The organism is Azospirillum sp. BE72 (genome assembly GCF_031455875.1).
GTDB lineage: Bacteria > Pseudomonadota > Alphaproteobacteria > Azospirillales > Azospirillaceae > Azospirillum.
In genome coordinates this window covers 183,034-205,420 of record NZ_JAVDTO010000002.1, presented here as the reverse complement: position 1 = coordinate 205,420, position 22,387 = coordinate 183,034, and the positions used below count along the sequence as shown (strand labels likewise).

Here is a 22,387-nt window from a genome sequence, read left to right as displayed (position 1 = left end):
GGCGACAGGCTAGGCTCCGCGACGTTTCCGTCAAGTGGCTATCATATCTTACGGTTTGCCTCATGCCCACCTGCATCGCGCCCACCTGCATTGCTCTGATCGTCGCCGGCGGATCCGGCCAGCGGTTCGGAGCCGAACGGCCGAAGCAATATCTCGACCTCGCCGGCAAGCCGGTGCTGCGCCGGACCGTGGAGGCTTTCCTCAGCCATCCCCAGGTCACCGGCGTGCGCGTGGTCATCGACCCGATATGGCGCGAGGCCTATGACGCCGCCGTGGCCGGGCTCGGCCTCCCCGATCCGATTGCCGGCGGCGCCAGCCGGCAGGAGTCGGTGCGCAACGGACTGGAGGCGCTGGCCGCCGATGGCGCGCCCGACCTCGTGCTGATCCACGATGCCGCCCGTCCGCTGATCGACGAGGCCACCATCGGTGCGGTGATCGCCGCGCTGGACGACCAGCCCGGCGCCATCGCCGCGGTGCCCGTGGCCGACACGCTGAAGCGCGACAAAGACGGCAGCATCGGCGCGACGGTCGACCGCGAGGGGCTGTGGCGGGCGCAGACCCCGCAGGGCTTCCGCTTTTCGGATATTCTGCAGGCTCATCGCGCCGCCGCCGGCCTGTCGCTGACCGACGATGCCGCGGTGGCGGAGCGCGCCGGGCTGGCCGTCGCCCTGGTGCCGTCCAAGGAGGACAATTTCAAGGTGACCACCCCCGACGACCTGACCCGCGCCACCCGCGCGGTCATGAGCAGCCTGTGGGACATCCGCACCGGCAGCGGCTTCGACGTCCATCGCTTCACCGACGGCGACTTCGTGACTCTCTGCGGCCTGCGCGTTCCGCACAGCCATGGGCTGGAGGGGCATTCCGATGCCGATGTCGGGCTGCATGCCCTGACCGACGCCATCCTCGGCGCGTTGGCCGCCGGCGACATCGGCAGCCACTTCCCGCCGACCGATCCGCGTTGGCGCGGGGCCGACAGCGCCAAGTTCCTGCGCCATGCCGCCGATCTGGTGGCGGAGCGCGGCGGCGTCATCGCCCATGCCGATGTGACCATCATCTGCGAGCGGCCCAAGGTTGGCCCCCACCGGGCCGCGATGGCCGAACGGATTGCCGAAATTCTGGGCATCGAGGTCGGGCGGGTCAGCGTCAAGGCGACCACCACCGAGCAGTTGGGCTTCACCGGCCGGCGCGAGGGCATCGCCGCGCAGGCGGTGGCGACCGTCCGGCTTCCCGGCTAAGATCCGACCCGACACCACGAGCCAGGAGAGGCCGCATGTTTCCCGAGACCATCCGCGACCTTGCCGCCCAGACGCTGGCCGAATACGGCCTTGCCGGCTATATGATCGCGACCGCCGAGTCCTGCACCGGCGGGCTGATCGCCGGCGCGCTGACCGACATTGCCGGGTCGTCCAAGGTGGTGGACCGCGGCTTCGTCACCTACACCAACATCGCCAAGACCGAGTTGCTCGGCGTTCCGGCCAGCTTGCTGCACGCCCATGGCGCCGTCAGCCCGGAGGTGGCGGTCGCGATGGCGGTGGGGGCGCTGGCGAAGTCGCGGGCCGATGTAACGGTGGCGGTGACGGGGATCGCCGGCCCCGGTGGGGCGACCGAGACCAAGCCGGTCGGCCGCGTCTATGTCGCCACGGCGGTGCGCGGCGGTGCGGCCAAGGCCAAGGAATACACCTTTCCCGGCGACCGTGACGCCGTGCGCATGGCGACCGTCCAGGCGGCGCTGGAGCGGCTGCGGCTTGCCCGTCCGACCGGAAGCCTGCGCTGAAAAAACGTCTGTAAGCACTTCATACAAAGAGGAAAAGACCCGATGCCGACCATCAACATCCAGCTTTTCGAAGGCCGCACGGTCGAGCAGAAGCGCGAATACGCCAAGGCGTTGACCGAAGCGACCGTGAAGGTGCTCGGCTGCTCGCCCTCGGCGGTGGACATCATCTTCCAGGATGTGAAGAAAAGCGATTGGGCCAGCGGCGGGGAACTGTGGTCCGACAAGACCTGACCCGCCTGCCTCCGTCAGGCCCGCAGGGCGTCACGCCGGTTGCGTCGCCCTGCCCGGCCCATACAGCTGGGCGGCCCGCGTTTCGAAGGCCTGCACCATCCGGCGCACCGCCTCGTTGAACAGCAGGCCCATGATCTTCTGCAGCATCTTCGAGCGGAACTCGAAATCGACGAAGAAGTCGACGCAGCAGCCGCCGGGATGATCGTTGAAGATCCAGTGGTTGTTCAGGTACTGGAACGGCCCGTCGGTGTATTGCACGTCGATGCGGCAAATGGATTCGCTCAGTTCCACCCGCGAGGTGAAGCGTTCGCGGACCATCTTGAACCCGATAATCAGGTCCGCGAACATGACATTGCCTTCGCGCTTGCGGATGCGGGCCGCCAGGCACCAGGGCAGAAACTCCGGATACTTCTCCACGTCGGCGACAAGGTCGTACATCTGCCGGGGGGTGTAGGGAAGAACCTTCTTTTCCGCGTGCGTGGGCATGCCCGTACCATATCCTTTCTTATTGAGCCGCCTGCATCAGGCGGCCGCGACCCCCAGCTTGCGCAGCCGGGCTTCGCGCAGCTTCTCGAAATCGGCGCCCGCATGATAGGACGAGCGCGTCAGCGGCGACGAGGCCACCAGCAGGAAGCCCTTGCCGCGGCCAACAGTGGAATAACCGTCGAACTCCTCGGGAGTCACGAAACGATCCACCGCCGCATGCTTGGGCGTGGGCTGGAGATACTGCCCAATCGTCAGAAAGTCCACATCGGCGGAGCGCAGATCGTCCATCACCTGCCCGATCTCCTCCTTCGTCTCGCCCAGCCCGACCATCAGGCCGGACTTGGTGAAGATGGTCGGATCCAGCTCCTTCACCCGCGCCAGCAGCTGCAGCGAGGCGAAATAGCGGGCACCCGGGCGGATGTTGGGGTACAGGCGCGGAACCGTCTCCAGATTGTGGTTGAAGACGTCGGGCTTGGCCTCCACCACCACCTCGACCGCACCCTTCTTCTTCTGGAAGTCGGGGGTCAGGATCTCGATGGTCGTTTCCGGCGACGCGGCGCGGATGGCGCGGATGGTGCGGGCGAAATGCTCGGCACCGCCGTCGGCCAGATCGTCGCGGTCGACGGAGGTGATGACGACGTGTGAAAGCTTCAGCTTGCCGACCGCCTCGGCCACATTGTCCGGCTCATGCGGGTCCAGCTGGTCCGGGCGCCCGGTCTCGACATTGCAGAAGGCGCAGCCGCGCGTGCAGATGGAGCCCAGGATCATGAAGGTGGCATGCTTGTGCTTCCAGCACTCCCCGATGTTCGGGCAGGCCGCCTCTTCGCAGACCGTGTTCAGCTTCAGCCCGCGCATCAGCTGCCGGGTCTCGTTGTATTCCTGGCTCATCGGCGCCTTGACCCGGATCCAGGCCGGTTTGCGCTGGATCGGGTTGTCGGGCTTATGGGCCTTCTCGGGGTGGCGCAGCTTCTCGGTCTGGTCGACGAGGGTCATGGTCTAAAGCTCCCGATGGCCGACGCGATGCCCCGGCCCCGACAATAGGTGCGATGAGGATGTCAAACCCGCCATTCCGGCGGAAACAGCTCGGCCGGATAGGCCGGATCGAGCGCCTGGTCAAGCGTGAAAGGCGGCTCGACCGGGAAATGCCCGTCAGGGGTATCCGCCTCGTCGGCGGCATCCAACCGGGCTTTGCGGTAGGTCTTGTCGAACACTGCGGCGATATAGGGCCGCAAGCTGGGACTGGCGGCAATCTCATCCACCAGCCGGTCACGCTGCTCGCGTATCGTCCGACGCCAGCCGCGTTCGCACCGCTCACGCAGATCCGGACAGAACAACCACTTCAGCAAATGTGTCGTGAGAACCCGCAAGCGGCTGTCGATCTCGGATTTCTGGCTGCGGCCCATGCTCTCGATCTCCTCGGCGACGTTCTCCCAGTCGACCGGGGCGTTGTTCCGCTCGGCGCCGGCACGGCGAAGCTCCTGCGCCTGGGCTTGGGTCCAGGCGTAGAAATCCTCGTCATACGCGGCGCTGCTGCGGTCCATGGCTCCGTCCGGTTGGGAAAAACGCCACCTTGGAAAATCTTATTTAAAAGTGGATCGCCCGGCCATAGGCATCAAGGACCGACTCATGCATCATTTCCGACAGGGTCGGGTGCGGGAACACCGTGTGCATCAGTTCGGCCTCGGTCAACTCCGACGACTTGGCGATGCCGTAGCCCTGGATCAGCTCGGTCACTTCCGCGCCGATCATGTGGGCGCCCAGCATCTCGCCGGTCTTGGCGTCGAAGATGGTCTTGATCAGGCCTTCCGGCTCGCCGAGCGCAATGGCCTTGCCATTGCCGACGAAGGGGAAGCGGCCGACCTTGATCTCGTAGCCGGCTTCCTTCGCCTTCTTCTCCGTCAGGCCGACCGAAGCGATCTGCGGGTGCGAGTAGGTGCAGCCCGGGATGTTGCGGACGTTCAGCGCATGCGGGTGCTTGCCGGCGATGTGCTCGGCGACGATCACGCCTTCATGGCTGGCCTTGTGGGCGAGCCAGGGGGCGCCGGTCACGTCGCCGATGGCGTACACGCCCGGCTCGTCGGTCTCGCACATCGGGTTGGTCTGGATGTGGCCGCGGTCGGTCTTGACCTTGGTGTTCTCCAGCCCCAGACCCTCGGTGTTCGGGCTGATGCCGACGGCGACGATGACGCGGTCGACCGTGATGTCCTCGGTCTTGCCGCCGGCCTCGACGGCCACGGTCACGCTGTCGGCGGCCTTGCGCAAATTGCCGGCCTTGGCACCGGTGATGATGCGCATGCCCTGCTTTTCGAAGGCCTTCCGGGCCATTGCGGAGATTTCCTCATCCTCCACCGGAAGGATGCGGTCCATCACCTCGACCACCGTAACTTTCGCGCCCAAGGCGTTGTAGAAGCTGGCGAACTCGATGCCAATGGCGCCGGAGCCGATGACCAGCAGCGACTTCGGCATGCTGTCCGGCGTCATCGCCTTGCGATAGGTCCAGACCAGCTTGCCGTCATCCTCCAGGCCCGGCAGCGTGCGGGCGCGTGCGCCGGTGGCGATGATGATGTGCTTGGCGCCGAAGGTGCCGACAGGAGCCTCGCCCTTGCTGACCGCCACCTGACCCTTGCCGATCAGCTTGGCGGAGCCTTCGATCACCGCGACCTTGTTCTTCTTCAGCAGGTGCTTGACGCCGCCGTTCAGCTGACCCGCGACCTTGCGCGAGCGGGCAACGACCTTGTCCAGGTCGAAGGACGGGTTCTGGATGACCAGACCGTAGTCGGCGGCGTGCTTGGCGAGATGCAGGACCTCGGCCGAGCGCAGCAGCGCCTTGGTCGGGATGCAGCCCCAGTTCAGGCAGATGCCGCCCAGGTTTTCACGCTCGATGACCGCGGTGTGCAGGCCCAGCTGCGCGGCGCGGATCGCCGCCACATAACCGCCCGGCCCGCCGCCGATGACGATGACGTCGTAATTCATGTCGGCCAAGGGTGTTCTCCCCATTCAGGAGCGAGGCGCATCCTCGCGGCCGGCGGCAAAGATGCCTTCCTCGACCCGGCACGCCTCGTCGATGATCGTCTGGTACAGGGTGGCCATGAAGTCCGGATCCAGGCCGTAGGCCAAGCCCGCCTCCGCCGCCCGCCGCTTGACCGCTTCGACGCGATCGGGCAGGACGGCCGGCAGATTCTCCGCCATCTTCACCGCTGCGACGCGGTGGACGACAGACAGGCGCTTGCCCAGCAGCGCGACGATCTCGTCGTCGATGGCGTCGATTTCGGCGCGGAGCGGGGCAAGGCTTTTCGACATGGAACCGGTCCTCTAACCGTCAGAGCAGCATCGAGAGCGGATCCTCGAGCAGCTTCTTCACCGCGCCGAGGAATTCCGCACCGACGGCGCCATCGGCCACCCGGTGGTCGAAGGTGCCGGTCAGGCTCATCACCGTGGCGATGGCCAGCGCTCCGTCCTTCACCACCGGGCGCTGCTCGCTGGCGCCGACCGCCAGGATGCAGGCCTGCGGCGGGTTGATGATCGCCTGGAACTGCTTGATCCCCATCATGCCCAGGTTGGAGATGGAGATCGTGCCGCCCTGATACTCTTCCGGCTTCAGCGCGTTGTCGCGCGCCTTCTTGGCCAGCGCCTTCATCTCGTTGGAGATGTCGGCCAGACCCTTGGTCTCCGCCTTCTTGACGATCGGGGTGATCAGCCCGGTCGGGGTCGCGACGGCGACCGAGATGTCGGCGTGGCTGTACTGCAGCATCGCCTCGTCGGTCCAGGCGGCGTTCAGCGCCGGGACCTTCTTCAGCGCCAGCGCCACGGCACGGATGATGAAGTCGTTCACCGACAGCTTGTAGGCGTCGGACCGGCCGTTCAGCTCGGCGCGGACCTTCATCAGCGCGTCGATCTCGACATCCACCGTCAGGAAATAGTCGGGAACGGTGCGCTTCACCTCGCCCAGGCGCTTGGCGATGGTCTTGCGCATGCCGCTGTTCGGCACGGCCGTGTAGGCCATGCCCAGCTTGTCGGCGAGCGCCTTGGCATCCACACCTTCGGCCTTGGGGGCCGGGGCCGGAGCCGCGGCGGGAGCCGGAGCGGCGGCGGCCGGAGCGGGAGCGGCAGCCGGAGCGGAAGCGGCCTTGGCCGGACCGGCGGCCTTGGCGGCCTCCATGTCGGCCTTGACGATGCGGCCGTGCGGGCCGCTGCCCTTGACGGTCTTCAGGTCGACGCCGGCCTGTTCGGCGATGCGGCGCGCCAGCGGGCTGGCGAACACGCGCTCGCCGGAAGCCGCCGGGGCGGCGGCCGGAGCGGCGGCGGGGGCCGGAGCCGCGGCGGCCGGGGCAGCCGCCGGAGCGGGAGCCGCGGCAGGCGCAGCGGCCGGAGCCGGAGCGGAACCGGCCGAAGCCAGCGCGCTCTCGTCCTCGCCTTCTTCCAGCAGGATGGCGATGGGGGTGTTCACCGCCACGCCCTGGCTGCCGGCCGGGATCAGGATCTTGCCGATGCGGCCTTCATCGACCGCTTCGACTTCCATGGTGGCCTTGTCGGTCTCGATCTCGGCGAGCACGTCGCCGGACTTCACCGTGTCGCCTTCCTTCTTCAGCCACTTGGCGAGGTTGCCCTCGGTCATCGTGGGCGAGAGGGCGGGCATCAGAATCTGAACGGTCATCCTATCAGCCCTCCTCTCAGCGATAGCAGGCTTGCTTGGCGGCCTTGACGATGTCGGCGACCTGCGGCAGCGCCAGCTTTTCCAGGTTGGCGGCGTAGGGCATCGGCACGTCCAGGCCGGCCACGCGGGCCACCGGCGCATCGAGATAGTCGAACGCCTGCTCCATCATCAGCGCGCACATTTCCGAACCGATGCCGGCGAAGGGCCAGCCTTCCTCGACGGAGACGAGGCGGTTGGTCTTCTTGACGCTGTTGACGATGGTGGCGGTGTCCAGCGGACGGATCGTGCGCAGGTTGATGACCTCCGCGTCGATGCCTTCCTTCGCCAGCTCCTCGGCGGCGGCCAGCGCATGGCCGACCATGATCGAGAAGGCGGTGATCGTCACGTCCTTGCCCTGACGCTCGATCTTGGCCTTGCCGATCGGCAGGACGAACTCCTCGTCCTCCGGCACCTCGAAGCTCTGGCCGTAGAGAATCTCGTTCTCCAGGAAGACGACCGGGTTCGGATCGCGGATCGCCGCCTTCAGCAGTCCCTTGGCGTCGGCCGCCGACCAGGGCGAGACGACCTTCAGGCCCGGGCAGTGGGCGTACCACGAGGCATAGCACTGCGAATGCTGGGCGGCGACTCGGGCGGCGGCGCCGTTCGGGCCGCGGAAGACGATCGGGCTGCCCATCTGGCCGCCGGACATGTAGAGCGTCTTGGCGGCGGAGTTGATGATGTGGTCGATCGCCTGCATGGCGAAGTTGAAGGTCATGAACTCGACGATCGGCTTCAGCCCCTTGAAGGAGGCGCCGACGCCCAGACCGGCGAAGCCGATCTCGGTGATGGGCGTGTCGATTACGCGACGCTCGCCGAACTCCTGCAGCAGGCCCTGGGTCACCTTGTAGGCGCCCTGGTACTGCGCGACCTCCTCGCCCATGACGAAGACCTTCTCGTCACGGCGCATTTCCTCGGCCATCGCGTCGCGGAGCGCCTCGCGGACCGTCTTCTTCACCGTCTTGGCGAAGAACTTGTCCTCGTCGGAGTCCGGGGCGGACACCGGGGCGGCCGGCACGGTCGGCGCCGGAGCCTGGGCCTGCACCGCCGACGGTGCGGCCTTGGTCTCTTCGGAAGCCGGGACGGCGTTGGTCGGGCCGGGGGTGGCCGGGGCGTTGCCGCCCTTGGACAGCGCGCTCTCGTCCTCGCCCTCTTCCAGCAGGATGGCGATGGGAGTGTTCACCGCGACATTGTCGGTGCCTTCCGGCACCAGGATCTTGCCGACGCGGCCTTCATCGACCGCTTCGACTTCCATGGTGGCCTTGTCGGTCTCGATCTCGGCGAGAACGTCGCCGGACTTCACCGTGTCGCCTTCCTTCTTGACCCATTTCGCCAGCTTGCCCTCGGTCATGGTGGGCGACAGGGCCGGCATCAGCACTTCGATCGGCATTCCTCAACCTCCGGCGGCGCGGGGGAAACCGGTTGCCGCTCCCAATCTGGGGGCAACCCGTTCCGGTCGGCGCCGCTCCTGCTTATCGTTGACGTCAGGACCAGACGGTGGATTCGACGATCAGGTCTCGACCAGGATGTCGGTCCACAGTTCCGACGGATCGGGCTCGGGGCTCTGCTGCGCGAACTCGGCCGATTCGGTGACGATCGCCTTCACCGCGCGATCGATCTCCTTCAGCTTGTCCTCGTCGGCGTGGCCGCCGCCCAGCAGCTTGGCCTTCAGCTGGTCGATGGGATCGGACTCCGACCGCATCTTTTCGACCTCTTCCTTGGTCCGGTACTTGGCCGGATCGGACATGGAGTGGCCGCGGTAGCGGTAGGTCTTCATCTCCAGGATGACCGGGCCGTTGCCTTCGCGGATGTAGTTCACCCACTGGTCGGCGGCGGCCTTCACCTCGAGCACGTCCATCCCGTTGACCTGATAGCCGGGGATGCCGTAGGCGGCGCCGCGCTGATGCAGTTCACCGGCCGAGGCGCGCTCCTGCGAGGTGCCCATGGCGTACTTGTTGTTCTCGATGACGAACAGCACCGGCAGCTTCCACAGAGCCGCCATGTTGAAGCTCTCGTACACCTGGCCCTGGTTGATCGCGCCGTCGCCGCAATAGACCGCGGAGACGCCGCCGTCGTTGAGGTACTTGTGCGCGAAGGCCAGACCGGTGCCGAGCGGAACCTGGCCGCCGACGATGCCATGGCCGCCGTAGAAGTTCTTCTCGCGGCTGAACATGTGCATCGAGCCGCCCTTGCCCTTGGAGTAGCCCCCGATGCGGCCGGTCAACTCGGCCATCACGCCGTTGGCTTCCATGCCGCAGGCCAGCATGTGGCCGTGGTCACGGTAGCTGGTGATGACGGTGTCGCCCTGCTTCAGGGCGGCCTGCACGCCGACCACGACGGCTTCCTGGCCGATGTACAGATGGCAGAAGCCGCCGATCAGGCCCATGCCGTACAGCTGGCCCGCCTTCTCTTCGAAGCGGCGGATCAGCAGCATCTCGCGGTAGTAATGAAGAAGCTCTTCGGAAGAGACGGCTTGAGCGGGCGCGGTGTCGGTCTGCGCCTTGGTCGGACGGCGTCGGGACGCGGCCATGATTCCTCCCCAGGGTTCAAGCGGCATTGGGCCTTACAACAACCCTTGCCGCCACGCGTTGCGGGCATGCGAGAGCCCGCACCGGAAGCGAATATGGCGCGCACACTACACGAGCTTTTTGGCCCGCGCAAATGCCTGTTTTTGCAGCGCTATTTTCGATTAACCGGATTCCGGTTAATCGGCTGATTTCCCCTTACTTATGCACCGGAACCCCTTCCGGGTCGGCCAGCTTGGGCAGCTTGACGATGACGTCGCGCGGGTTGGAGAAGTTCAGCATCAGACGCGCCCGCTCCTCCAGCATATCGCGGTCGAGCCCGTCGCCGCGCAGAAGCTGGGCACGCCGCTCCATCTCCTCCCGTTCGGTGCGGAGCTGGTTCAGGACCTCTTCGGCCTGGGCGATCTCCCCCTGGATCTGCTTCATCGCCACCAGCCCGCGATCGCCATGGATCGCGTAGTAGGCGAAGTAGGCGACCACACAGGCGCACAGCGCCGGCATGATGGCTTGGCGGATCGCGCTCTTGGCAGCGCGGGCGAGCGTGTCGGTGAAGTCGGCGATCATCGTCATGGTGGTTGGATGGAATCACAGCGACTTTCCACCGGTCAAACGAAAAAGATGGAACAGCCAAGTCGCAAAAGTGTCGTGTTCTTTGCGCAACCCAGTAATGGGTACCTGCCACGCCTGCGCCACAAGTTGTCAGAACGTTCCGTGAAAGTTTTCCATGCCCCGTAGGTAGGGTATTCCGGGCACCCTGTTCCGTCGGCCCGCCGATGCGCCCTGCACCGTCGGCGCACGACACCCACTCGGCATAGTGCTAAGGGGGAATGGAATGAAACCGGCGGTGGCGTGTTTGGACCCACACGGCGTTGCCGGAGCCGTACCGGGTCAGCGAATGCGCTTCCGGTTGCCGGCTTCCAGGGCGGCGCCGCCCAATGGCTGAGGAGACGCACTCCATGCGCAGCAAGATTCTGATCGCGGCCCTTCCCGCCCTGCTTCTGGGGCTGGCGGCTTGCGACGACCAGAATGCCCAGAACTCCAACGCGGCGAACCAGACCAGCCCGACCACCAGCAGCGGGTCCAGCAGCGACTCCACCACGGTCCCGCCGCCGTCAACCGGAGTTCCGGTTCAGGGCGGAACCTCCGGCAACTCGATGAACGAGACCAGCGGCGCCACCACCACGGTGCCGGGCGGCTCCACGGCCGGCGGGTCTGCCGGCGGCGGTGCCAGCACTGGCGGCTCGGCAACCCCGTCCGGCGGCCAGTAAGCTCCGGCGGTCACCAAAATCCCTTCTCCCCTTGCGGGAGAAGGGATTTGTCAGCGACCGCTCCGACTCAAACATCCACGACCCGCCGCCCTTCCGCGGGTCCGCCGGTGCTGCCCGGTTCGAAGGCGATGCCCTTCACCAGCGCCACCACTGGGCGGCCGGGCGTCAGGTTCAACTCCCGGACGGCCGCGCGGGTGATGCGCGCGATCAGGAAGGAGCCGCCAACCGCCAGCCGCACATCGGCGGAGGATGGTCCCGACTCGGCGACCTCCACCACCGTGGCCGCCAACGCGTTGCGCACGCTCACGCCGACCGGCTGCTGCAGAGCCACGATAACATCACGGGCATGGATGTGCAGGCGCACCGCGACCCCCGGCGCACGTTCCACCCGCGGGACGGTCAGGTGCCCGCCGTCGAAGGCCAGAACGGTCAGCCCGTCGTCGGGGATATGGCGTTCCACCGTCAGGTCCAACACGGCACCGGCATCCTGCGCACCGGTCACCGCCGACAGGTCGAGCCGGCCCATCACCGTTCCCACCGGCCCCACGGCGCGCACCCTGCCCTCCCCGATCAGCACCATCGTCGTGGCGAGGCGCACAACCTCGTCCAGCGCGTGGCTGACCATGACGATGGGGATGTTCATCTCGTCGCGCAGCCGCTCGATGTAGGGCATGATCTCCGCCTTGCGGGCGGCGTCGAGCGAGGCCATCGGTTCGTCCATCAGCAGCAGGCGCGGCTGGGCCAGCAGGGCGCGGCCGAAGGCGACGCGCTGCTTCTCGCCGCCCGACAGCCCGCGTGGCCGGCGGTCCAGCAGATGGCCCAGCCCCAGCAGTTCCACGACCGGGCCGAAGGCGATGCGGCGATCCGCAGCCGGCACCCGGCGCAGGCCGAATTCCAGATTGCTGCGCACGGTCATGTGCGGGAACAGGCGCGCATCCTGGAAGACATAGCCGATGCGCCGCCTTTCCACCGGCACGTCGACGCGCCGCGCGCTGTCGAAGAACACGGTGTCGCCGATGTGGATGTGGCCGGAATCGGGCCGCGTCAACCCGGCGATGGCGTTGATGACGGATGTCTTGCCGGAACCGGAGCGGCCGAACAGGGCCGTTACCCCGCGCTCCTCTGCGGCGAAGGCGATGTCGAGCGTGAAGGCGCCAAGCGTCTGGCGGATCGCAAGGTCGATCATGGTCAAGTCTGCCCGATCAGCCGCCGGACGCGATGCGCCAGAAATTCCGACAGCATCAGCGCGATCAGGGCGACGCCGAAGGATATGGCCGCAAGCCGCGCCGCCACCGCGTCGCCGCCGGGTTCCTGGGTGGCGGCATAGATCGCCAACGGCAGGGTCTGCGTCTGGCCGGGAATGTTGGAGACGAAGGTGATGACCGCCCCGAACTCGCCCATCGCCGCCGCGAAGGCGACGATGGCGCCCGACAACAGGCCGGGCGCCATCAGCGGCAGCAGGATGGTGAAGAAGCGGTCGACGGGGCCGGCGCCCAGCGTGCGTGCCGCCGCCTCCAGCCCGCCGTCGATCGCCTCGACCGACAGGCGGATGGCGCGCACCATCAGCGGGAAGGACGTCACGGCGACCGCCAGAGACGCGCCTTCCGCCGTGAAGATCAGCTTGATGCCGAAGGTCTGGTACAGCCAGCCGCCCACCACCCCTTTGGTCCCCATGGTCACCAGCAGGATATAGCCGGTGACCACCGGCGGCAGGACCAGCGGAAGATGGACCAGCCCATCGACCAGCGTCTTGCCCGGAAAGTTATAGCGCCCGAGCACCCAGGCGGCGAGCACAGCAACCGGCAACCCCAACGCGATGGCGACGCCCGCGACACGCAGGCTCAGCAGCAACGCGGTGGTCTCCATCGGCGTCAGGATATCCATGCCGCAGAGCTTACGGTGCTTTGGGGGCCGGAACGAAGCCGAATTCCTTCCACACCGCCATGCCCTCCGGCGACTTCATGTAGTCGAGGAAAGCGGCGCCGCCTGCGCTTTTGGATGCCGCCACCAACGCTGCCGGATAGATGATGGGCGGGTAGCTGTCCGGCGGAAACACGGCGGCGACCTCCACCCCCGGATCGATGGCGGCGTCGGTGCGATAGACGATGCCCATCGGCACCTCGCCCCGGCTGACCAGCACCAGCGCCGCCCGCACGCTGTCGGCCCGCGCCAGCCTCGGCTCGACCGCTTTCCATTGACCAAGGGACTCCAGTGCAGCCTTGGCGTACTTCCCGACCGGAACGTTCGATGGGTCGCCGGTGGCGAGCCTGCCGTCGCCCAGTTGTTCCGCCAGCTTGCCGCCCTTCGACAGGTCCGGCTTCAGCGCCGTTCCCTTCGGCACCACCACCACCAGCTCGTTCCCCAGCAGGTTCGTCCGGCTATCGGTCCTGATCAGATTGCGCTTCTGCAAATAATCCATCCAGTCGAGATCGGCCGAGATGAAGATGTCGGCCGGCGCATCATTCTCGATCTGCTTTGCGAGGGCGGAGGACGCGGCGAAGGACGAGGTCACTGACAGGCCGGATTTCGTCTTGAATTGGGAGGCGAGCTTGTCCACCGCATTCTTCGTGGAGGCGGCGGCCAGAACGAGCACGTCCTGCGCCATTGCCGCCGGGGCGGCGAGGGTCAGGCCGAAACCCAACACCGCCGCCGACATCGCAAGCCTGAACCCGCTCCGCCCCAGGATCGAACGCACACCAACCATCGCCACCCCCTGCCATGCTTGACGCTTAACCTGTATCCAAATGGATACAGCGCTTCGCGGTTGCGGTAAAGGGCAAACGGCCGGGCTCGCGCTGTCCAATCCCGGCGAGTGACTCTGCCGCGGACTTGCGGAATTCACATCATGTCATGACTTGCCGCGCCGGGCCGTGATAGGAAGTGCGGCGAATCGGACCCGGTCCCAGCCCTCCCCCTGCTTCAGGAACTTCCCATGCGCGCCGTGAAGATTTCCCCCTCGATTCTCTCCGCCGATTTCGCCCGGCTGGGCGAGGAGGTCCGCGCGGTCGACGCCGCCGGCGCCGACTACATCCACATCGACGTGATGGACGGGCATTTCGTCCCGAACCTCACAATCGGGCCGGGCGTGGTGAAGGCGCTGCGGCCGCATTCCGCCAAGGTCTTCGACGTGCATCTGATGATCTCGCCGGTGGACCTCTTCGTTCCGGACTTCGCCAAGGCCGGGGCCGACATCATCACCGTCCATCCGGAAGCCGGGCCGCACCTGCACCGCACGATCCAGCTGATCAAGTCGCTGGGCAAGAAGGCCGGCGTGTCGTTGAACCCGGCGACGCCGGTGGACGCCATCCAGCATGTGCTGGAGGACATCGACCTCGTGCTGGTGATGACGGTCAACCCCGGCTTTGGCGGCCAAAGCTTCATCAAGAGCCAGTTGCCGAAGATCCGCGACCTGCGCGCCCGCATCGACGCGCTGGGCAAGCAGATCGATCTGGAGGTCGATGGCGGCATCAACCCGGAGACCGCCCGCCTGGCGATCGAGGCCGGCGCCGATGTTCTCGTCGCCGGCACCGCCACCTTCACCGGCGGTCCCGAGCAGTATGCTGCCAACATCAGCGCCCTGCGCTGATCAGCACCTTGAAACAGCAACGGCCCCGCGCCGCCCCCATGGGGAGCGGTGCGGGGCCGTTCCATTATCGGCCTATCAAAGATCCGCCGGATCAGCGGACGCTGGCGAGCGGGGCGCTGGCCGCGATGCCTTCGATCTGGTTCAGGTGCTGCTGCAGCTTCGGCAAGGTCTGCTGTGCCAGGCTGCGGTAGGGCTGCAGGTCCGGATCGGTGCTTCGGGCGACGGTGCCGTACAAGTCCACCGCCTCGCGGTGCGCCAGAACCTGCTGGTTCACATACATGCGGTCGAAGGCGACTCCGCGAAGGCCCTGCAGCTGGCTCAGCTTCTGCTGCTGGTCGAGATCCGGCTGGGCCGGCGGCTCAAGGCCGCTGGCGCGGGCCTGGGTCTTCACCAGTTCGCTGGTGGTGGTGTGGTCCATGATCATGTGGCGGGCGAACTGGCGTACCGGCTCGGTGGTGGCGCGGTCGACGGCCATGCGGCTCGACGCGATCTCGAACAGGTCGCTCTGCGAAGCGCGGTTCACGAAGTCGGCCGCGCTGGCCACCGGCGCCATGCGGGCGGCGCGGTCCTGGTCGGCCGTGCTGCCGCCGCCGATGCTGCTGCCGGTCATCGCCGCACCCGTGCCGGCAGTGGACCCGGCGATGCCGGTCGCCATCTGCTGTTCCATGCGGCGCTCTTCGGCAACCCGGCGGGCGCCGATGCCTTCGCCCAGCACCACCACCTTGCCGCCCTGCGGCGTGTCGGTGACCGGCAGCCCGCGGGCCGGCGCGTCCAGCGGCGGGATGCCGCCCGACGGCGTACCCATGGTGTAGCTCGATCCGGCCTGCGGCGAGGTCGCGCCGCCTACCTGGGCCATCGCGGTGGTCGACAGCAGAACCGCGCCCATGGCGGTGAATACGAATGTCCTGGTCATGAAAAATCTCCCAACTTTCCTTGCGGAACGGCCCGGCCGGCAAGGCCTGGAGGCGTTCCGGTCCACCGCGTCAGCACCGAAGCGCGACGGCGGTCATGTGCTGCGGAGAACATGGTGCCTATGCAAAAAGTTCCGGCTGTCCAAAAGAGCATCGGGCCAAAAGATCCGCCGGGAAGGAGAACCAATCGCCGCTTTGCCCGTTATTGGGCATGGGAAGACGGTCCCGCAACGGAAGGGAAAACAACCATGGGCATTCTCTGGACGATCATCATCGGCTTCATCGCCGGCATCGTCGCCAAGTTCCTGATGCCGGGTCGCGATCCGGGAGGCTTCATCATCACCACGCTGCTGGGCATCGCCGGCGCCTTTGTCGCGACATATCTGGGCGCCGCCGTCGGCTGGTACCGGCCGGGTGAAGGAGCGGGATTCATCGGCGCGATCGTCGGCGCGATCGTCATCCTGGCCATCTACCGCATGATCGCCGGTCGCCGGCACACGGTATGACGAGCGCTGCTTGAAGGCGGCTTGCCTGAAAGCCGCCTTACGAAAAAAGGGACCACCGGATCGCCGGCGGTCCCTTTTTTCATGGGCTTGATCGGTCGAAGGCGGTCAGGCCAGCGCCACCGGCTGCGGCATGAAGATGGCCCGCGAAATGGCCGCCTGGATGCCGGCGTTGGTGAAGGGTTTGCGCACGATCTGCCCCAGATGGCGGGCGTCCAACGCGCGGATGTCGTCGTCGAAGGCGGTGACGAAGATGGTGCGCAGGTCACGCACGCGCTTCAGCCGGCGGGCGATCTCGATCCCGCTGCCGCCATCGGCCAGCCGGACGTCCAGCAGGGCCAGTGTCGGCTTCTCCGCCTTCAACAGGGCCAGAGCCTCCGTCTCGTTGCCGGCGGTGCCGCAGACGACGTGGCCCATGTCGGCCACCAGTTCTCCCAGCTCCATCGCCAGCAGGGCGTTGTCCTCGACCACCATGACCCGCTGGACCATGGCGGCGCGCACGCGGGCGCGGGCGGCTTTCAGCCGGTCGATGGACTCCCCCGCCGGCAGCTGCAGCACCTTCGCCGCCTGCGGGATGCTCAATCCCTCCAGTGCGGTCAGCAGATACAGGCGGCGGTCGGCCTCCGGCAGTTCGGCCAGCGCGCGCTCGATGGGATGGGGCGATGGCAGCGGCCGGCCGGGCGGGCCGAACTCCTCCGGAGAACGGTCGAACAGCAGGTTCAGCAGCGCATACATCGACAGGCGAGAGCCATCGCCGCCGCGGTCCAGGCCGAACCGTGATGGCGCCATCACCGCAGCCTCGACGCAGCGGGTCACCAGCGCGTCGCCACGATCGGTGGCGCCCGTCAGCGCCCGCGCATAGCGGCGCAGGATCGGAACCACCTCGAACAGTTCACATTCGTAAACGAGCATGCCCGTGACTCCGCTCCCTGCCGGGAGTTACCGCTCTGGGATTCAGCCTCTCCGATCGTTCGCCGGGCAAACATGCCGGCCTGTGGAGGTCGTTATTCATCCTATCAGAATCCTACCACGCCCGGCGGAACGGTCGAATGGGAAATGGGGGTGCAAGGGACCAAGGGCATGGACGCCGGGAGCAACGGCAGAAGGCCTGCTCACTTCGCCTTTTCGCGCAATTGGCGCGAGCGCCATTGCCAAGGCTTCTCCACCTGCCCGGCCCACAGCCCCATCCGCTTGCTCTGGGCATAGGCTTCGCCCTTCTGGTAGGCGGGCGACAGGCTGGCATACTGAAAGGCCCAGCCGCGCGACACCATCGCCGCCCCCAGATCGACCCCGCGCACCCGGCATTCGCCCTTCTTCTCGCCGGTACGGTCCTGTTCGGTGATGGTGCAGGTCACCTCCTCGCCCTTCACCATGTTGGCGAGCACGGCGGTGGCGACCTTGAAGCAATCGAGTTCATGGCCGTAGCGATTCCTGCATTTCTGCCCCGGATCCGGCGCGTCGATGCCCATCAGCCGGACCGCCGTGCCGTTGACCGTCAGCAGATCGCCCTCCACCGCCATGGCTGCGCCCTTGATGGTCTGGTCCGGCGTGTTGGCGATGGGGCCGCGCCCCTTGGCGGCCTGATTGGTCTGCGCCGCGGCGGGACCGCCGAGGGCCAGACCGCAGAGCACGACCAGTGCTGGTCTCCACACCCTCATCGGCTCAGAACAGGGTGGGCTGTTTGTCGTCGGGTTTTGCTTTGGCCGGCTTCCCATTGCCCGGCTTTTCGGTGACGGCCGCCGCCTCTTCCGGCGGATCCAGGCAGGAACAGTCGTCATTGCGCACGCTGTTCACCCGCGGCCCCACCGGGACCACGTCCAGCCAGTCGTCCGGTGCCGAGCGGATCAGCCCCTCCACCACCGGCAGCGGGGTCGCCGGGTCGAGCCAAGCGTCCCAGTCGGCGGGATCGAGCACCACCGGCATGCGGTCGTGCAGGAAGGACAGGGAGGTGTTGGTCGCCGTCGTCACCACCGTTGCGGTTTCCAGCGGCGGGTCCAGCGGTGCGGCGCCCTTCGGCCCGCGCCAACGCTCCCACAGCCCGGCCAGTGCGAACAGGCCGCGGTCGCGGCGGCGGATGACGTGCCCCTGCTTGCGCGGCTTCGCCCCATCCCCCACGCTGGTCCATTCATAGAACCCGTCGAGCGGGATCAGGCAGCGGCGCTTGCGGAAGGCGTCGCGGAAGGCCGGCTTGTCGGCCACCGATTCGCCGCGCGCGTTGATCATCCGCCCACCGATGGACGGATCGTCGGCCCAGGGCGGCACCAGTCCCCAGCGGACCATCGACAGATGGCGGCCATCCTCCTCGCGCCGGATCACGGGGATGTCCTGCGTCGGGGCGATGTTCCAGCGCGGCATCAGGTTCGGCCGTTCGGGCACGCCGAATAGGCGCTGGACCTCACTGACCGGGGTGGTGAGTAGCATGCGTCCACACATGCCACCGAATATGGTCCCTGCGGATTGCCGGCGCCAGTCCGCAATGGCGCGCACTGCTTGCCGCCGCCAGGGGTTTCCCTGACGCTTCAGCCGGCCTATCTTCGCGGAGCACAACAATCGCATCGAACCGGAAGTCGGGAGTTCACCCATGAAGTTCGGCATCGGACAGGCGGTTCCTCGCACCGAAGACGCCCGGCTGCTGACCGGCGGCGGCCGCTACACCGACGACGTGTCTCTTCCCGGTCAGGCCTATGCGGCCTTCGTCCGCTCCCCCCACGCCTTTGCGGCGATCGGCTCGGTCGATGCGTCGGACGCGCTGGCGCAGCCGGGTGTGCTGGCGGTCTACACCGTCGCCGATCTGGACGCCGAGAATGTCGGCATGATCCCCTGTCAGGCGGTGCTGAAGCAGCGCGACGGGTCGAACTATGTCCGCACCCCGCGTCCGGCGCTGGCCCGCGGCTTCGCCCGCCATGTCGGCGATCCGGTCGCCATGGTGGTGGCGGAGACGCTGGAGGCCGCGCGCGAGGCGGCCGAACTGGTGATGGTCGATTACGAGGACCGCGACTCCGTCACCGGAACGCTGGAGGCGCTGGAGCCCGGTCGTCCGCTGGTGTGGGACGCGGCGCCGAACAATCTCTGCTTCGACTGGGACACCGGCGACGAGGCGGCGGTGGAGGCGGCGCTCGCCGGCGCTCACCGGGTGGTGGACCTGGAACTGGTCAACAACCGCGTCGTCGCCAACCCGATGGAGGGCCGCGCCTGTGTCGCCGGGGTCGAATCTGGCGCCGATGGCGCGCCCGGCCGGCTGCTGATCTACGTCACCAGCCAGGGCGTCCACGGCCTGCAAAAGCAGTTCGCCAAGATCCTGAACGAGCCGGAGTCCCGCATCCGCGTGCTGACCACCGATGTCGGCGGCGGCTTCGGCATGAAGCTGTTCAACTATCCGGAATATGTCGCCTGCCTGTTCGCCGCCCGCCGGCTGAACCGTGCGGTGAAATGGGCCGCCGACCGCATCGAGGGCTTCATCAGCGACGACCATGGCCGCGACCATGTCAGCAAGGCTCGTCTGGCGCTCGACGCCGACGGCCTCTTCCTGGGGCTGCGGGTGGACACCGTCGCCAACCTCGGCGCCTACCTGTCCAACTACGGCCCCTTCATCCCGACGGATGCCGGATCGGCGATGCTGGTCGGCTCCTATAGGACGCCGGCGGTCTATGTGCGGGTGAAGGGCGTCTTCACCAACACCCAGCCGGTGGACGCCTATCGCGGCGCCGGGCGGCCGGAAGCGGCCTATCTGCTGGAACGGCTGATCGACCATGCCGGCCGGGTCACCGGCCTCGGCCCGGCGGAGATCCGGCGGCGCAACTTCATCCCGCCCAGCGCCATGCCCTACGCCACGCCGATGGGACAGGTCTACGACACCGGCGACTTCGCCCGGAATCTGGAGGACGGCCTGATCCTCGCCGATCTGGCAGATCTGCCGACCCGCAAGGCGGAGGCCAAGGCCCGCGGCAGGCTGCGCGGCGCCGGTCTGTCCACCTACATCGAGGCCTGCTCGGGCGGCGGGCCGGAGCAGGCGACCGTCCAGGTCAACGGCGACGGTAAGGTCGTGCTGATGATCGGCACCCAGACCAACGGCCAGGGTCACGAGACCGCCTACAAGCAGATCCTCGCCGACCGGCTGGGCGTGCCGCCGGAGGATGTGGAGGTGGTGCAGGGCGACACCGACCGCGTCAGCTGGGGATCCGGCACCGGCGGCTCGCGCTCCGTGCCCGTAGGCGGCTCGGCGCTGGCGGAGGGTGCGGCCAAGGTGGTGAAGACGGCCACGACGGTCGCAGCCGACCTGCTGGAGACCGCCGAGGTCGACGTCGAGTTCGCCGACGGCCGCTTCACCGTCGTCGGCACCGACCGCGCGGTGTCGCTGAGGGAGGTGGCGGCCAAGGCTGCCGAGGGTGGTACCGGCATCGCCTTTTCCGAGATGGCGCGCTGGACCCCTCCGGCCAGCACCTTCCCCAACGGCTGCCATGTCGCGGAGGTGGAAATCGACCCGGCCACCGGCGTGATCGAGGTGGTGCGCTACAGCGTCGTCGACGATTTCGGCACTGTGATCAACCCGATGCTGGTGATCGGCCAGATTCACGGCGGTGTTGCCCAGGGGCTGGGCCAGGCGCTGCAGGAACGGGTGGTGTTCGATCCCGACAGCGGGCAGCTGCTGGCCGGGTCCTTCATGGACTATCAGATGCCGCGCGCGGTCGACATGCCGCCGATCGAGGTGAAGCTGAACAGCGTTCCCAGCACCACCAACATGCTGGGCATGAAGGGCGCCGGCGAGGCCGGGGCCATCGGCGCGCCGCCGGCGATCATCAATGCGGTGGTCGACGCGCTGTCGGACCTCGGCATCACTCACATCGACATGCCGGCGACGCCGGAAGCCGTGTGGGCGGCAATACGACACGCCGAGACCCGCATGGCGGCGGAGTAGGCTGGCGGCTCCTACCGGAGGCGTAAGGGAAAGTCCTAGTCGGAAGGTGTGGTACTTGCCACACCTCCGTCGGATGAAAACTGTGGCATTGTCGCTTACCTGAAGGTGGGGTTCTTGATCTGACAGGGGTAATGCGATGGCGTTTGGGGACGGCGGGTGCGGCGGACAGTGCGCGGACAGGCTCGATTTGGACTTCACGATGGCGTTCCAGCCCATCGTCGATGTCGCCGGTGGTGCCGTATGGGCGCATGAGGCGCTGGTCCGCGGTACCGCCGGCCAGGGTGCCGGCTGGGTTCTGGGGCAGGTGACCGATGCCACCCGCTATGCCTTCGACCAGTCTTGCCGCATCAAGGCGATCGAACTGGCCTCGACCCTGCCGATGAACGGCGCCCGCCTGTCGATCAACTTCCTGCCGAACGCCGTCTACAAGGCGGAGGCCTGCATCCGCGCAACGCTGGCCGCCGCACGCCGCACCGGCTTCCCCACCGACCGCATCATATTCGAGGTGACGGAGAACGAGCGGGTGGTGGACCACGACCACCTGAAGAGCATCTTCAGCGAATACAAGCGCCAGAGCTTCCTGACCGCGATCGACGATTTCGGTTCCGGCTATTCCGGTTTGAACCTGCTGGCGGAATTCCAGCCGGACATCATCAAGCTGGACATGGAACTGACCCGCAACATCGACACCGAGCGCGCCCGGCGCAGCATCGTCAAGGCGATCCTCGCGGTGTGCGAGGATCTCGCCATCACCCCCATTGCCGAAGGCATCGAGACGGTCGACGAGGCGAAGACCCTGCGCGACCTCGGCGTCACCCTGATGCAAGGCTACCTGTTCGCCAAGCCGGCCTTCGAGGCGGTGGTGGAACCGGAACTGGCGATGCTGGCGGCTTAAGGCCGCACCGGCGCCGTCATGTAGCTCATCCCGCCGCCGTAGCTCTCCAGCTTGGCCGTCAGTGCCGGTCCGCCGTCCCGGTAGGGCGTGAAGCCGACCCGGTCCCAATAGCTTCGCGCGCCCGGCGTCGAGGTCAGGGCCAGCCACCGCCACCCCTCGCGGGCCGCCAGCGCATGCGCATAGTCCAGCACCGCCGCCCCCAGCCCCGTGCCGCGCGCCTCCGGCAGCAGCGCGATGTCGTGCAGGTAGAGGCAGTCCGCATCCGGCGGCAATTCCCCCAGCGGCGTGTCGAGCGGCGGCGGGACGCCCAGCCTGCCCGGATGCATGACGCCGTAGCCGATCGCCTCGCCGCGGCATTCCGCCACGCGGCAGCCGGCGGGGTAAAGCGCGAGCCTCTCCTCGAACACGCTGCGGTCTTCCGGGTAGGCCGGATGCACGATGTCCGCAATGGCAAGCAGCCGGTCCAGATCGGCCACGGTCATAGCACGCCATAGGGCCGATGCGCCTGCTCCGACCACCCGCCCACCCTCCGACCGCTCTTCCACCGTCATCCGCCTTCTCCGTTCCACACCCGTTCAAAAGCTTCCGGCCCGCTGGCGGGCA

At 67.3% G+C, this 22,387-nt stretch carries 25 protein-coding genes; 8 read left to right on the top strand and 17 right to left on the bottom strand.

Annotated elements, in window-relative coordinates; translation table 11 throughout:
• The first annotated feature begins 62 nt into the window (after positions 1–62).
• The 3 genes from J2Y49_RS07175 to J2Y49_RS07165 are packed head-to-tail and all read left to right on the top strand — an operon-like array spanning position 63 to position 2,005.
• Positions 63–1,235, top strand: coding sequence for a bifunctional 2-C-methyl-D-erythritol 4-phosphate cytidylyltransferase/2-C-methyl-D-erythritol 2,4-cyclodiphosphate synthase (locus J2Y49_RS07175; RefSeq protein WP_310113627.1), 1,173 nt, complete (start codon positions 63–65; stop codon positions 1,233–1,235).
• 35 nt (positions 1,236–1,270) lie between these two features.
• Entirely contained in the window at positions 1,271–1,774 is a 504-nt protein-coding gene (locus tag J2Y49_RS07170; protein ID WP_014247667.1) for a CinA family protein, read from the top strand.
• Between the two features lie 42 nt (positions 1,775–1,816).
• Positions 1,817–2,005 carry a 4-oxalocrotonate tautomerase gene (locus J2Y49_RS07165; protein WP_014247666.1) on the top strand — a complete coding sequence of 63 codons (189 nt, stop codon included), beginning with the start codon at positions 1,817–1,819 and terminating at the stop codon, positions 2,003–2,005.
• Between the two features lie 30 nt (positions 2,006–2,035).
• On the opposite strand, the gene J2Y49_RS07160 is transcribed toward J2Y49_RS07165, so the two are convergent.
• From J2Y49_RS07160 to J2Y49_RS07120, 9 genes are all read right to left on the bottom strand, one after another.
• Entirely contained in the window at positions 2,036–2,491 is a 456-nt protein-coding gene (locus J2Y49_RS07160) for a type II toxin-antitoxin system RatA family toxin (RefSeq protein ID WP_149221648.1), read from the bottom strand.
• Between the two features lie 36 nt (positions 2,492–2,527).
• Positions 2,528–3,484, bottom strand: coding sequence for a lipoyl synthase (gene lipA / locus J2Y49_RS07155; RefSeq protein ID WP_149269598.1), 957 nt, complete (start codon positions 3,482–3,484; stop codon positions 2,528–2,530).
• Between the two features lie 62 nt (positions 3,485–3,546).
• Entirely contained in the window at positions 3,547–4,032 is a 486-nt protein-coding gene (locus J2Y49_RS07150) for a DUF29 domain-containing protein (protein WP_310113622.1), read from the bottom strand.
• 43 nt (positions 4,033–4,075) lie between these two features.
• The gene (lpdA, locus tag J2Y49_RS07145) at positions 4,076–5,473 is read right to left on the bottom strand and encodes a dihydrolipoyl dehydrogenase (RefSeq protein WP_310113620.1); all 1,398 of its coding nucleotides are present in this window, start codon (positions 5,471–5,473) and stop codon (positions 4,076–4,078) included.
• A gap of 15 nt (positions 5,474–5,488) precedes the next feature.
• Positions 5,489–5,791: a chorismate mutase gene (locus tag J2Y49_RS07140; protein WP_063634466.1), complete on the bottom strand. Its 303-nt coding sequence runs from the start codon at positions 5,789–5,791 to the stop codon at positions 5,489–5,491.
• Positions 5,792–5,810: 19 nt separating this feature from the next.
• On the bottom strand, positions 5,811–7,145 hold the full coding sequence (locus tag J2Y49_RS07135; protein ID WP_310113618.1) for a pyruvate dehydrogenase complex dihydrolipoamide acetyltransferase: 1,335 nt from the start codon (positions 7,143–7,145) through the stop codon (positions 5,811–5,813).
• A gap of 16 nt (positions 7,146–7,161) precedes the next feature.
• Positions 7,162–8,571 (bottom strand): pyruvate dehydrogenase complex E1 component subunit beta, encoded by a 1,410-nt coding sequence (locus J2Y49_RS07130; RefSeq protein WP_310113617.1) that lies wholly within the window; start codon positions 8,569–8,571, stop codon positions 7,162–7,164.
• Positions 8,572–8,691: 120 nt separating this feature from the next.
• Positions 8,692–9,711, bottom strand: a complete 1,020-nt coding sequence (gene pdhA / locus J2Y49_RS07125) for a pyruvate dehydrogenase (acetyl-transferring) E1 component subunit alpha (protein WP_310113615.1) — start codon at positions 9,709–9,711, stop codon at positions 8,692–8,694.
• Between the two features lie 193 nt (positions 9,712–9,904).
• Positions 9,905–10,276 (bottom strand): septum formation initiator family protein, encoded by a 372-nt coding sequence (locus J2Y49_RS07120; protein WP_310113613.1) that lies wholly within the window; start codon positions 10,274–10,276, stop codon positions 9,905–9,907.
• A 386-nt stretch (positions 10,277–10,662) separates the two neighbouring features.
• Here J2Y49_RS07120 and J2Y49_RS07115 point away from each other — a divergent pair, with 386 nt between their 5' ends.
• Complete coding sequence (locus tag J2Y49_RS07115; RefSeq protein WP_310113611.1) at positions 10,663–10,974, top strand: hypothetical protein; 312 nt, start codon at positions 10,663–10,665, stop codon at positions 10,972–10,974.
• A gap of 67 nt (positions 10,975–11,041) precedes the next feature.
• Here J2Y49_RS07115 and modC read toward each other — a convergent pair whose 3' ends face one another.
• The 3 genes from modC to modA are packed head-to-tail and all read right to left on the bottom strand — an operon-like array spanning position 11,042 to position 13,678.
• Positions 11,042–12,160 (bottom strand): molybdenum ABC transporter ATP-binding protein, encoded by a 1,119-nt coding sequence (gene modC / locus J2Y49_RS07110; RefSeq protein WP_310113609.1) that lies wholly within the window; start codon positions 12,158–12,160, stop codon positions 11,042–11,044.
• Positions 12,161–12,162: 2 nt separating this feature from the next.
• A complete protein-coding gene (modB, locus tag J2Y49_RS07105) occupies positions 12,163–12,858 on the bottom strand; it encodes a molybdate ABC transporter permease subunit (protein ID WP_310113608.1) in 696 nt (231 codons plus the stop codon).
• Between the two features lie 10 nt (positions 12,859–12,868).
• Positions 12,869–13,678, bottom strand: coding sequence for a molybdate ABC transporter substrate-binding protein (gene modA, locus J2Y49_RS07100; protein ID WP_310113606.1), 810 nt, complete (start codon positions 13,676–13,678; stop codon positions 12,869–12,871).
• A 228-nt stretch (positions 13,679–13,906) separates the two neighbouring features.
• Here modA and rpe point away from each other — a divergent pair, with 228 nt between their 5' ends.
• The gene (gene rpe / locus J2Y49_RS07095; protein ID WP_149221659.1) at positions 13,907–14,560 is read left to right on the top strand and encodes a ribulose-phosphate 3-epimerase; all 654 of its coding nucleotides are present in this window, start codon (positions 13,907–13,909) and stop codon (positions 14,558–14,560) included.
• Between the two features lie 91 nt (positions 14,561–14,651).
• Here the strand turns inward: rpe and J2Y49_RS07090 are convergent, their stop codons facing one another.
• Complete coding sequence (locus J2Y49_RS07090; RefSeq protein WP_310113602.1) at positions 14,652–15,473, bottom strand: DUF4142 domain-containing protein; 822 nt, start codon at positions 15,471–15,473, stop codon at positions 14,652–14,654.
• Positions 15,474–15,719: 246 nt separating this feature from the next.
• On the opposite strand from J2Y49_RS07090, the gene J2Y49_RS07085 reads away from it, so the two are divergent.
• Positions 15,720–15,977 (top strand): GlsB/YeaQ/YmgE family stress response membrane protein, encoded by a 258-nt coding sequence (locus J2Y49_RS07085; RefSeq protein WP_014247651.1) that lies wholly within the window; start codon positions 15,720–15,722, stop codon positions 15,975–15,977.
• A gap of 105 nt (positions 15,978–16,082) precedes the next feature.
• On the opposite strand, the gene J2Y49_RS07080 is transcribed toward J2Y49_RS07085, so the two are convergent.
• The 3 genes from J2Y49_RS07080 to J2Y49_RS07070 form a co-directional block, all read right to left on the bottom strand.
• A complete protein-coding gene (locus J2Y49_RS07080; protein ID WP_310113599.1) occupies positions 16,083–16,886 on the bottom strand; it encodes a PhyR family response regulator anti-anti-sigma factor in 804 nt (267 codons plus the stop codon).
• A 200-nt stretch (positions 16,887–17,086) separates the two neighbouring features.
• Positions 17,087–17,632 (bottom strand): thermonuclease family protein, encoded by a 546-nt coding sequence (locus tag J2Y49_RS07075; protein ID WP_409017805.1) that lies wholly within the window; start codon positions 17,630–17,632, stop codon positions 17,087–17,089.
• Between the two features lie 4 nt (positions 17,633–17,636).
• Entirely contained in the window at positions 17,637–18,395 is a 759-nt protein-coding gene (locus J2Y49_RS07070; RefSeq protein WP_310113596.1) for an SOS response-associated peptidase, read from the bottom strand.
• 160 nt (positions 18,396–18,555) lie between these two features.
• Between J2Y49_RS07070 and J2Y49_RS07065 the strand changes: the two genes are divergently transcribed.
• Positions 18,556–20,889: a xanthine dehydrogenase family protein molybdopterin-binding subunit gene (locus tag J2Y49_RS07065; protein ID WP_310113595.1), complete on the top strand. Its 2,334-nt coding sequence runs from the start codon at positions 18,556–18,558 to the stop codon at positions 20,887–20,889.
• A 199-nt stretch (positions 20,890–21,088) separates the two neighbouring features.
• The gene (locus J2Y49_RS07060) at positions 21,089–21,784 is read left to right on the top strand and encodes an EAL domain-containing protein (protein ID WP_310113593.1); all 696 of its coding nucleotides are present in this window, start codon (positions 21,089–21,091) and stop codon (positions 21,782–21,784) included.
• Here J2Y49_RS07060 and J2Y49_RS07055 read toward each other — a convergent pair.
• Positions 21,781–22,335 (bottom strand): GNAT family N-acetyltransferase, encoded by a 555-nt coding sequence (locus tag J2Y49_RS07055; protein ID WP_310113592.1) that lies wholly within the window; start codon positions 22,333–22,335, stop codon positions 21,781–21,783. The two genes, J2Y49_RS07060 and J2Y49_RS07055, sit on opposite strands and share 4 nt — an antisense overlap.
• Positions 22,336–22,387 lie beyond the last annotated feature (52 nt).